The sequence below is a fragment of the Mesorhizobium temperatum genome (assembly GCF_002284575.1).
Lineage (GTDB): Bacteria > Pseudomonadota > Alphaproteobacteria > Rhizobiales > Rhizobiaceae > Mesorhizobium > Mesorhizobium temperatum.
On the sequence record NZ_NPKJ01000024.1, the window covers coordinates 1 to 11,603 of the forward strand.

Below are 11,603 nucleotides of genomic sequence, written 5' to 3' on the forward strand. Positions count from 1 at the left end.
CATCCACGAACATGCCAGCTTCCCTATGGCAATGGACGGAAGTGGGCGCGCTGTGACGGATCTCTTGCCGTAGTTCCGGAAGGCCTAACGTCCTCAACAGGGATGTCGGCTTTCACGCGGCAAGGGTTCGTAGGTGAACGGTCGATTTGGCGGCGCGTTGCTGACAGTCAGCCTTGGGCCGTTGGCGGACTTGCGGCTTAGAGGCTCGGAATGTCAGAAGCGGACCTTCAGTCGGGCTGCGTGCATCGACGTGAACTGACCCATTCCGGTCATCGCCTCCTTCCACCTGAAGGTCGCGAAAAGGGTGCGAACCCGGGCTTCACACAAACGCCCATCGTCTCAGCGTTTAAAGGTTTGGCGATCTCCTCGAGACGTTCGCAGGGCGCGTTTCCCGATGCGGCCGGCTTTGCAATGCGCTACACTCCCAGACCGCCGCGTCCGCGACGACGGCACCGCCTGCTGGGGTGATGATACCGACGATTGGTCGCCCCCTGAAGGAGCTTCGCCCATGAAGCGCAGAATGGCCGCCCTGATGGTAGGCGATATCGTCGGCTATTCCGGAATGATGGAGCGAGCCGAGGAGCAAACCGCGGAACGCTTGGCTAGCTGTCAGGCCCTCATTTCGGAAAAGGTCGATCTGCTCGACGGCCGGGTTTTCAAGACGACGGGTGACGGGGCCCTCGCCGAATTTCCGAGCGCCGTAAACGCCGTGCGCAGTGCATTCGAGATCCGCAGCGCGCTTGCAGGCGCGCAAGAGCCCGACACCGAACCTTTCAGGATGCGGTTCGGTCTCCATATCGCGGATGTCGTGGTGCAGGGCGATGATCTGGTCGGAGACGGCGTCAACCTCGCGGCGCGCATACAGGCGGCAGCCGAACCAGACTCGATCTATGTGAGCGGTGCGCTCTTCGATCATGTCCGCCGCAATTCTGCGTTCATATTCGACGATATGGGCGAGCGGGCGTTCAAGAACATTACGGAATCGGTGCACCTCTATCGGGTCCGCGGCGAGATCGGAGCGCATCGGCTGCAGTCGGCGCCGACGCAACTGGTCATCACGACGGAACGGCGGCCGGCATCGGTCGCGGTGCTCCCTTTCCGGGTTTCGGGCGACGACGAGAACCAGCGCTATCTCGCTGAGGGCCTCACCGAGGAGCTTATTGTCGAACTGGGGCGGTTTCGGCGTCTTTCGGTCAGTTCGCGGAGTGCGAGCTTCGCGGTTGCGGACTCCCACCCGGATCCGGTGAGGGTCGGCGAGGCTCTGGGCGTTCGATATGTGCTTGAGGGACAGGTGCGCAAGATCGGAGAGCGGGTTTCGATCAGCCTCACGCTGTCGGAAACCGACCAGGGGACGGTGGTCTGGAGCGACAAGATCCAGCGTCCGTTCGAGGAAATCCTCGCTTTGGTTGATGGAACCGTCGCGAGGATCGCCGCGACGGTATCCGGACGGATGGAGGACGCAGCCATGGTGGCGGCGCGCCGAAAGCCGCCAGAAAACATGACCGCCTTCGACTGCCTCTTGCGCGGGCTCGATCATCACCGCCTGGGCGGCGTCACCGACGACAATGCTCGCCAGGCCGTCGGCTGGCTTTCAAAGGCGATCGAGGCCGACCCGCACTACGCGGCCGCCTATGCGTGGAGGGTCTGCGCAGCGTCAGGGCTGCCGGGTTTCGACCCCGAGCAAGGTCGACGGGACATTTGCCGCGCGCTCGAGCTTGACCCCTGCGATGCCGAGGCAAACCGGATCATGGGCGCGTTTGAACTTATGGGTGGCAACTTCGACGAGGCCCTGGCGCACAGCCGCAGAGCAATGGAATTGAACCCGACGGATGCCTACATCAAGGCAAGATGCGCCGCGGTCTTTACCTTTGTGGGCGAAGCAGAGCGTTCATTGTCCTTGCTCGACGAAGCCGAGATGCTCGACCCGTTCCTTCCTGTGTGGTGCGTCGAGGAACGGGGTGTGGCTCTTTATGCGCTCGGCCGCTATGCCGAGGCTATTGAATCCCTCCGCAAACTCACGTTTCAGACCACTCGATCGCGCCTCTATCGGGCGGCCGCGCTCGTGGCGCTCGATCGATCCGACGAAGCCGGCCGGATGGTCAGGGAAGCTGTCGGCAGCGAGGCAGCTCTAACGGCCTCCAACTTCACCAGCCGCGAGTGTTACCGCGATCCTGAGAAGGCTCGGGAGCTTGGCCGCTTGCTAAGGGAAGCAGGTTTGCCGCCATAAGATCGGTGGCGACGGTCTGCCGCTAACGACAACCCGTTCAGCACACACACTGTCGAAGTCTGCAACGGGTCGACTCCGGTCGTTTGCGATCGAAAAGGGAATGGCCGCTCATGACGCGACTACGATGTCCAGGGTGGTCGCCGGCAACGTCTGCTATCGGGCAACAGCAAAGATCACCTCAACGGCCGACATTAGGCGCAAAACTGCCGTCCACCTCGCGGTAGACGTCAGTCGTCTTTCGGTCATGAGCGCTGGCTGGACCGAATGTCGGGTTTCTGGAGGGAAAATAGGTCCCGAAAGGTCCGATCAGGGTCAAGTTTTGCCGTAGGCTGAGCTCGGTGGAAGGGCAGAGAAGGGTCGACTCCGGCCGGTGGCTGAAGGTCAGCTAACGAGGCGCGCTGCGAATGACCGGTAGTGGCGCTCCCTGCTCGTTCCAGTCGTCGAAACGACGGCAGTTCCCCACCGTCTCGGCCATTGGCGGCAGCCAGATGATTGAGTTTGATCCTAAGCTGCGCCCGGCAGTTCCGGCTGTATCAGATCACCGAATCGGTCCAGCGGACGATGTCCTTGGCGGCATCGCCGAATGCGCGGTCGAGCGCGCCGACATAGGCCTGGTTGCCGCCGCCGGAGACGGGCGCGGTCGCGGTAAAGCTCTTCGAGGCGCGCACCTCGCCATTGCGGTCGTTCAGTATCCGCACGAACAGCTCGACCTCGGCATGTTCGCCGCCGTCGACCCGGACGTCGAAGGAACGGACCTCGACGATCACCTGATAGTCGATCGCCAGCCCCTCGCCCGGCTTGCCGACACCGGCGAAGCTGCCCGAGCGCTGGAATGTCTCGGCCAGCCGCGCCTGCACGATCAGCGGCAGCCGATCGGCCCATTGCGCGCCCTTGAGGTACTGGATCGAACGCACGGAAGGCTTGATGACGATGTTCTGGCTGTCCAGCGCCTTGAGCGCGGAGGGTTGGGCAATGAGGATCTGGCGGCGGCTGCGGCCGCGCGCATCGAGCGGCGGCGCCGACAATTCGAATGTGTCCAGGGGCGCCGGCCCGCCGCCCGGCAAAAACGCGCAACCGGCTAGCGAAAGCGTAAGCAATGCCACACCCGCTTTGAGCCCGCCCGATTTGACCCCGCCCAATTTAAGCACCACCGACTTCACACGCGATCCCCGTTATCCCCGAATCGTATGAGCAATCCGCTTCCGCAGTGCACTTGCCTGCTGTTCTTGGGGCGGGCGAAAGCCGAAGTCAACGCCGCGCCCTGCCGTCGAATTGCCGAACCTCGCCTTCGCCGCCTGACAGGATCCGCTGCGGATTGCGGCTGAGATCCGTCACCGCCTCTTCGATGCGGCTGATCGAACGGCGGCTGTCCTGGACCAGCGCCTCGACGTCCTGCAGGCCCTGGCCGGAGAATCGCGCGAGATTGTCGGTGATGGTGCCGAGGCGGGCGTTCAGGGTGTCGGCGACCTGCTTGAACGATCTCAGCGTATTCCTGGCATCGGCTATCATGCCGTCGGCCTGGCCTGAGCCGAGCAATGTATCGACCCTGGCGAGGATGCCGTCGACGCGCACCGAAGCGTCGTTGAGACGCTCCGCCAGTTGCTGCGCGTCCTTGATCGTCTGGTCGATATCGTCGGCCCGGTTGGCGAATTTGTTGGTCACCTTTGCGATATCGGCGGCAGCCTCGTTGGCGTTTTCGCTGGCCTTCTGGATGTTGGCCAGCGCGGTGCGAACCTGTGCCGGGTCGATGCCGTCGAGAACGCCGTCGACTTTGGCCAGCGTGCCTTGCGTCCGTTGGGCGAAATCGTTGATCGATCCCACCGCGGTGTCGACATTCCTCACGACCGTGTCGAACTGCTTACTGGTTTCCTTCAGGTTCTTGGTCACCGTATCGACATTGGCGACGATGCTCTTGATCTGATCCTTGTCGACGGCGTTGAGCAGCCCTTCCGCCGCCTTCAGCGTACCGTCGAGCTTGCCCGAGACGCCCCTCAACTCGTCCGACAGCGAACTGACGCTGGCGAGGAATTTGTCGATGCCGTCGGAGTTCTTGGCCAGCGCATCGGAGAAGGTCTGCACATTGTTGACGGTCTGCGTCAGCGGCCCGCGAACGTCCCTGGTGAAGCCTTCGAGCTGGGTGAGAACCGTATCGGCGCGGGTGAAGATGTTCTGCGCCGTCTGCAACAGGTTGGTGACCGCCGACGGGTTGGCGACGATCTCGGCGACGCGGCCCTCCGCCTCCGCCTGGTCGAGAAGGTTGACCTCCTTGAGGTCGGCGCCCCTGAGTTCGATATTGGCCTGACCGGTGAGGGTAGCAAGGCCGATATCGGCCTGCGTCGATTTGGTGATTGGCGTCGTGCGGCCTATTTCGGCTTCGGCTATGGCGGCGGTCGGATTGGCGAGGTCGATGTAGACGCGCCTTACATCCCCAACCCTGACGCCGTTGAACAGCACGAAACTGCCGCGGCCGAGGCCGGAAGCTGATCCCGGAATGCGCACCCGCAGCATCGCCGTCTCACCCCTCTCGCCGATCGCGGCCGTCCAATAGACGAACGCGAATGCTGCCAGGATCGCAGCTAGCGTGAAAATGCCGACAATTACGTAGTTGGCTCTGGTTTCCATTTATCCACTTATGGCTACGCGCGGGCCGCAAGATCAAGTTGCCGCGCACGTTTTCCGCGAAAATAGGATTTCACCCAGGGTTCCTCGCTTCTGAGCATGTCGTCGATCGTGCCTTCGACCAGCACTTTCTTGTTGCCGAGCACGGCCACCCGATCACAAGCGGTGAACAGCGTGTCGAGATCGTGCGTGACCATGTACACGGTCAGATCCATGGTATCGCGCAGCTTGACGACCAGTTCGTCGAACTCAGCCGCGCTGATCGGATCGAGGCCGGATGTCGGCTCGTCCAGGAACACGATGTCGGGGTCGAGCGCCAGTGCGCGCGCCAGCGCCGCACGCTTGATCATGCCGCCGGAAAGCTCGGACGGGAATTTCTGCGCCGCATCCGGCGGCAACCCGACGAGTTCGACCTTGAGCATCGCCAGCTCGTCCATCAGCTTTTTCGGCAGATCGAGATATTCGCGCATCGGCACCTGCACGTTTTCGAGAACCGTGAGCGCCGAAAACAGCGCGCCGTGCTGAAAGAGGACGCCAAGGCGCATGTCGATGCGAAGACGCTCCCTCTCGCTCGCCTTTTCGACATCGACGCCGAACAGCTTGATCGTTCCCGACTGCTTGTGCACCAGGCCGAGGATGGTGCGCAGGAGAACCGACTTGCCGGCACCGGAGGCGCCGACAAAGCCGAGGATCTCGCCGCGCCTGATATCGAGCGACAATCTGTCGAGAATGACCTTGTCGCCGAAGGACACGGTGATGTCGTGCGCGGAAAGCACGATCTCATCTTCGTCGGCCCCTTCCGCAACCCCAGTCGCCTTTGTGCTGCCCTGCGTCGCCATGTCAGAACTCGATCGCCGCGTAGAACATGGCGAAAAGCCCATCGAGGATGATGACCACGAAGATCGACTTCACCACCGAAGCGGTCACGTGTTGTCCCAGCGATTCGGCGCTGCCGCCAACCTTCATGCCTTCGACCGAGGCGATCGTGCCGATGATCATGGCCATGAACGGCGCCTTGATCAGCCCGGCAAAGATGGTGCTGAGATCGATGGCGACGCGCAGCCGGTCGATGAAGGCGGCCGGTGCGATGTCGGAATAGAGCCATGCCGCCGCGATGCCGCCGCCAAGTGCGGCGAAATTGGCGATGATCGTCAGGCAAGGCAGTGCGATCACCAGCGCGACCAGCCGCGGAAACACCAGCACGCCGATTGGATTGAGCCCGATGACCTTCAGCGCGTCGACCTCCTCGCGCATTTTCATCGAGCCGATTTCAGCCGTAATGGCGCTGCCCGAACGGCCGGCGATCATGATCGCGGTCATCAGCACGCCGAGCTCGCGCAGGATCAGCACGCCGACCAGGTCGACGACGAAGATATCGGCGCCGAAATAGCTGAGCTGATAGGCGCCTTGCTGAGCGACTATCGCCCCGACGATGGCCGACATCAGCACGACCACCGGGATGGCGCCGACGCCCATGCGGTCCATCTGGTTGAAGATCGCCGCCGGATTGACCGCATGGCCGCGGCCAAGCTTCATCTGCGAGCCGCGTATCGTGGCGCCCAGTATGTTCATCGCGGCCAGGAAATCGTCACGCATCTCATAGACGCGCCGGCCAACCGCCTCGAGCGCGCGAATGACGATATTCGGCGGCCCAACGGCGCCGGAATCAGGTTCGCGTCGAACCGCGTCACCGACGGCGCCGAGCAGGATCGAGGCAATCTCGCTTTGCCCCTGCATCGTGATTTCCACACCCTTCTTTTCGAAGGCGCTGACCAGACGGTCGATCACCCAGGCCCCGGCAGTATCCATCTTCTCGATATGCGAAAGGTCGAGCGCCAGCGTCTGGAAACCGCTGCGTTTCTCGATCTTGCGCATCTCGGCGTCGACCAGCGTCACGGTGCGCGTCGTCCAGTTTCCGGAGAAAGCGCAGCCGAGAACGCCGTTCTCCTCGCCGACCACAACGCGCGGCTGGTGGTCGGCCTCCTTGGCAGTCGTACCGCTTGCGAAGCGTTTGCGGATCGTCAACATGGCGTCCTGTTTAGCCTGACGGGCCAATCTGTTTAACCTGACAGAACCCACCTGTCGATTTGCCGACAAGCTTGTTGTCGCACAGCCGGAGCAGAAAAATATGGCGCGTGTCATTTCGGTCGAGTCCGAGCGCTTTCCCATCGCTGGGACCTTCACCATTTCGCGCGGTTCGAAGACCGGGGCCGAGGTCATCACAGTGACGATCAGCCAAGCCAACCATAGCGGGCGCGGCGAATGCGTGCCCTATAAGCGCTATGGCGAAACGATGGACGGTGTGCGCGATGCGATCGAGGCGATGCGGAAGCAGATTCAAGGCGGCCTCAGCCGGGCCGCGCTGCTCGACGCCATGCCAGCGGGCGCGGCGCGCAACGCCGTCGACTGCGCGCTATGGGACCTGGAGGCGAAGATCACAGGCAAGCCGGTCGCTTTCAGCATCTGCACGGCTCCGCCGAGGGCGCTTGAGACGGCCTACACTCTGTCGCTCGGCGAGCCCGAAGCGATGGCAGCCCAGGCCCGCGCCAACGCCCAGCGCCCGCTGCTCAAGGTCAAGATCGGCGGCGACAACGATATGGCCCGTATCCGCGCGGTTAGAGAGGCGGCACCGGCGAGCCGCATCATCCTTGACGCTAATGAGGGCTGGAGCGACGACAACATCGTTGCAAATCTCGCCTTTGCCGCCGAATACGGCATCGCCCTGATTGAACAGCCGCTGCCGGCGGGCCGTGACGGCATCCTTCGCCACATCGCCCATCCGGTGCCGATCTGCGCCGATGAAAGCGTGCATGAGGCAGGGGGCCTTGCCTCGCTTGTCGGCCTTTACGATGCCGTCAACATCAAGCTCGATAAGTCGGGCGGCTTGACCGCTGCTCTCGTCCTTCGCGATCGCGCCCGCGAACTGGGTTTTGGCGTCATGGTCGGCTGCATGGTCGGCACGTCATTGGCCATGGCGCCGGCCGTACTCTTGGCGCAAGATGCCGATTTCGTCGATCTCGACGGGCCGCTGCTGCTTGCCCGCGACCGTGTTCCCGGTCTCGTCTACCAAGGTTCACTGGTGTCACCGCCCGATGCGGCGCTGTGGGGCTGAACGCGCCGCAAGTCCGATCAGCGCCAGGCCGATCAGGGCGATCGGAACCATGGCAAAAAAGCCGTCCACGCCGAAGCGGTCATACAGAGGGCCGGACATCAGCGTCACCACAGCCGTGAAAAAGCCGTTGGAGAAATAGGCGATGCCTTGCGCGGCCCCGGTGCGTTCCTCCGCGACCGTCTCACCGATCATTTTCTGCAGGCCGATCAAAACCAGCGCCACGGAGACCGCATGCAGCGTCTGGACAGCGAAGAATCCGGCAATGCCAAGGCCGAGCGGCCAGATCATGGGGAAGGCAATCCAGCGCACGATCGCGCCTATCCCGGCCATCAACATGATCGACACGACCGAGAAGGAGCCGAAAACCCGGGTAAAGACCATGAACATGCCGATCTCGGCCACCACACCCCAGCCCCAAAGCAACCCGACAACCTGATCGCCGATGCCGATCGATTTCCAGTAGATCGAGACGAAGCCGTAGAAAAACGCGTGGCTGGCGGTGATGACACCGACGCCGATGGAGAAATATAGGAAATAGGCGTTGAGGAGTTTTGGCGCCGATTGCTGGATGTCGGCCGCCGAAAGCGGCGAGGCACGGCGCGGACGGCCGAGCCGCGGCGCGATCAATCCGACGACAAGTGCGGCGCCAAACGCCACGAAGATGATCATCGGAACAGCCTGGGCGCCGGTCGCCGACAGGATGAAACCGCCCGCAAGATTTGCGCACAGATAGGAGATCGATCCCCATTTGCGCATGCTTGCGTAGTTGGAGCCGAAGCGGCGCACACCCGATAGCGCCAGCGAATCGGCAATCGGCGAATGCGGTGTCCAGACCACGGTGAGCGCCAGCGAAACGGTGAGCACCATGGCGTAGGTCGGCGTCAAGAAATAACCGGCGGACGCAGCCACAGATGCGGCCACCAGCGCGACATAGACATGGGCGCGGTCGCTCGCCCTGTCGGCCAGTGCTGTAAGCAATGGCGTCGTCACCACGCGCAGGAACATTGGTGCTGCGAGAATGACCGCTATCTGCTCGGCATCGAAACCCTCTGCCTGCAACCATAGCGGGAAATATGGCAAATGTATTCCGAGCGGCACGAAAAGCATGAAGAAAATCAGGCCCATGCGCAGTTCGAAATGACGCGGCTTAACGAGCTGTTCGGGTGAAAGCGGCGGCAGGGAGGACATCAACAGGCAATCCGTCGGCGCAGCGTTCAGCCGAGTCGGCCTGCGGCGCACGCCAATTCCATAACATGCTGAAAAAGTCGGCGGAACCGCTTGGACTAATCGATTAAAGCGAGGTGAGGTCGGGTTTGGTCAGGCAGCCTGGACTGCCCTGCCCTTGATGTCGATCGGCACCAGCACTTCGCCGCCGACCGGAGCCTCCGGCAGGACATGCGCCCAATGCAGGATCTCCATCCGGCCGTCGAAATGCTCGACCACCGCGGTGCAGCTCTCCACCCAATCGCCGGTATTGATGTATTGCACGTCCTCATAATTTTCGATCGCTGCATGGTGGATGTGCCCGCAGATCACGCCGTCGACATGCGAGCGGCGCGCTTCCTCGGTCAGCATGGTTTGGAACGAGCCGATGAAATTCACCGCCTTTTTGACGTTGACCTTGGCCCAGGACGAAAACGACCAATAAGGCAGGCCAAGCAGTTGGCGAAGCCGCGTCACCACGCGGTTGACGAGCATGGCCGCGTCGTAGGCATAGTCGCCGAGATAGGCCAGCCAGCGCGCATTGTGGACGACAGTGTCGAACTGGTCGCCATGGATAACAAGAAGACGTTTGCCGTCGGCGGTCTCGTGAATGGCGCGGTCGGCGACGACGATGCCGCCGAAATGCACGCCTTGGAACTGGCGCGCGAACTCGTCGTGATTGCCGGCGATGTAGGTGATGCTGGCGCCCTTGCGCGCCTTACGCAGCAATTTCTGGACGACGTCGTTGTGGCTCTGCGGCCAGTGCCAGTTCCGTCTCAGCCGCCAGCCGTCGACGATGTCGCCGACGAGATAGATGATATCGGCGTCGTGATGGCGCAGGAAATCGATCAGGAACTCGGCCTTCGCCGCCTTCGATCCGAGATGGACGTCGGAGATGAACATGCTGCGGAAAGTGCGGGGCTCTGCGCCAGGCATTGGATTCTCACCGTTGCTCTCGTGCAGCCTATGCCCCGATTCATGCAACAACCGTATGACGGTTGCGATTGGTCCAGCCTCAAGAGTAGGTTGCCGCGCCAATCAGAGGAGAAATCGCCATGGATCTCGGTATTCGCGGAAAAAAGGCCATCGTCTGTGCTTCGAGCAAAGGACTTGGGCGCGGTTGCGCCATGGCGCTGGCCGAGGCCGGCTGTGATCTGGTCGTCAACGGGCGCAATGCGGACCAATTGGCGAAGACCGCTGCCGAACTGCGCGAAAGATTTGGCGTCGAGGTGACCGAAATCGTCGGCGACGTGTCGAAGCCCGAGGTGCAGAAGGCGCTGCTTGCCGCCTGTCCCGATCCCGATATCCTCGTCAACAACAACGGCGGACCGCCGCTTCGCGATTTCCGCGAACTCGACCGCGAAAAAATCCTCGAAGGCGTCACCCAGAACATGGTGACCCCGGTCGAACTGGTTCAGGCTGTCATCGACGGCATGGCGGAGCGTGGCTTCGGCCGCATCGTCAACATCACCTCGCTGTCGGTCTATGTTCCCATTCCCGGCCTCGATCTGTCGTCCGGCGCACGCGCCGGCCTGACTTCGTTTCTGGCCGGCGTCGCGCGGACGGTGATCGACCGCAATGTGACGATCAACAACATGCTGCCGGGCAAGATCGACACCGACAGGCTGCGCCCTCCGCATGAAGCCGGCACCCCCGAAGATCCGGCTGCTGCCGCCGTGCGCAAGACCCAGGCAGCAGCCAATGTTCCGGCCAAGCGGCTCGGCACGCCGGAGGAATTCGGCCAGATCTGCGCCTTCCTGTGCTCGGTTCATGCCGGCTACCTGACCGGGCAGAACATACCGGTCGACGGCGGCGCCTATGTCAGCGCGTTCTAGTGTCTAAAGCTTGGTGCCGCTGGTAACGGCGGGAAGCGACCCTTTGCAGCCTTGATGCCATGACGCTGATCACTACGGGAGCACAACTCGATTGAAGCAACCTGCCCTTCTCTGCGGCTTTCTCAGCATCCTGATGGTGTCCGTCCCGAGTGCACTCCTGCTGCTCGCGCTAGTTCGGCCTTGGAATGGAAAACTTGCCGCGTCGGAATTTTGGTTCGCCTTCGGTTTAAGTCATGGTCCAGGATTGCTCGTTCTAGGTGTTTTCGTTTCGCTCTATTCGCTTCGACCTCACACCAAATGGGCTTGGATGATCGGTTTTGTCGGTTGCGCTTTCCTGAATGTTGTTTTGTGGGCTGGACTGGCGCTCACTTCTCCTCCCCCGCCACCTAATGCGTGGGAGCAGTACATTGACGTAACTGGCGTGCTTGCTATCGTGGCTGTTCCAAGTGTCGCAATTTCTGCGATAGCCGGTATCCTCTTTGGTCGATTGCAAACGGCGCCACGACCAGCTAAGGCATCGCTAGAAAGTCGGCCGTGAACTATCCGCAAACCGTTGATCTGGCATCCTGATTAGGGCGGAGGTCGGCTTTGGAATTGCAGGATTTGC

The 11,603-nt window shown here is 62.0% G+C and carries 9 protein-coding genes; 3 read left to right on the top strand and 6 right to left on the bottom strand.

Annotation, left to right across the window (positions count from 1 at the left end; translation table 11 throughout):
• The first annotated feature begins 508 nt into the window (after positions 1-508).
• Entirely contained in the window at positions 509-2,227 is a 1,719-nt protein-coding gene (locus tag CIT26_RS07375) for an adenylate/guanylate cyclase domain-containing protein (protein ID WP_167391314.1), read from the top strand.
• A 533-nt stretch (positions 2,228-2,760) separates the two neighbouring features.
• Here the strand turns inward: CIT26_RS07375 and CIT26_RS07380 are convergent.
• From CIT26_RS07380 to CIT26_RS07395, 4 genes are all read right to left on the bottom strand, one after another.
• Entirely contained in the window at positions 2,761-3,366 is a 606-nt protein-coding gene (locus CIT26_RS07380; protein WP_425350327.1) for an ABC-type transport auxiliary lipoprotein family protein, read from the bottom strand.
• A 109-nt stretch (positions 3,367-3,475) separates the two neighbouring features.
• Entirely contained in the window at positions 3,476-4,849 is a 1,374-nt protein-coding gene (locus CIT26_RS07385; RefSeq protein ID WP_095491975.1) for an MlaD family protein, read from the bottom strand.
• A 14-nt stretch (positions 4,850-4,863) separates the two neighbouring features.
• Positions 4,864-5,685 (bottom strand): ABC transporter ATP-binding protein, encoded by an 822-nt coding sequence (locus CIT26_RS07390; RefSeq protein ID WP_095491976.1) that lies wholly within the window; start codon positions 5,683-5,685, stop codon positions 4,864-4,866.
• A gap of 1 nt (position 5,686) precedes the next feature.
• Complete coding sequence (locus CIT26_RS07395; protein ID WP_095491977.1) at positions 5,687-6,874, bottom strand: MlaE family ABC transporter permease; 1,188 nt, start codon at positions 6,872-6,874, stop codon at positions 5,687-5,689.
• 100 nt (positions 6,875-6,974) lie between these two features.
• Between CIT26_RS07395 and dgcA the strand changes: the two genes are divergently transcribed.
• Positions 6,975-7,958 (top strand): N-acetyl-D-Glu racemase DgcA, encoded by a 984-nt coding sequence (dgcA, locus tag CIT26_RS07400; RefSeq protein ID WP_095491978.1) that lies wholly within the window; start codon positions 6,975-6,977, stop codon positions 7,956-7,958.
• Here dgcA and CIT26_RS07405 read toward each other — a convergent pair.
• Positions 7,929-9,146, bottom strand: a complete 1,218-nt coding sequence (locus CIT26_RS07405) for an MFS transporter (RefSeq protein WP_095491979.1) — start codon at positions 9,144-9,146, stop codon at positions 7,929-7,931. The genes dgcA and CIT26_RS07405 overlap by 30 nt on opposite strands.
• Before the next feature lie 129 nt (positions 9,147-9,275).
• Positions 9,276-10,097, bottom strand: coding sequence for a UDP-2,3-diacylglucosamine diphosphatase (locus CIT26_RS07410; protein ID WP_095491980.1), 822 nt, complete (start codon positions 10,095-10,097; stop codon positions 9,276-9,278).
• Positions 10,098-10,216: 119 nt separating this feature from the next.
• Here CIT26_RS07410 and CIT26_RS07415 point away from each other — a divergent pair, with 119 nt between their 5' ends.
• Positions 10,217-10,996 carry an SDR family oxidoreductase gene (locus CIT26_RS07415; RefSeq protein WP_095491981.1) on the top strand — a complete coding sequence of 260 codons (780 nt, stop codon included), beginning with the start codon at positions 10,217-10,219 and terminating at the stop codon, positions 10,994-10,996.
• The last annotated feature ends 607 nt before the right edge of the window (positions 10,997-11,603 follow it).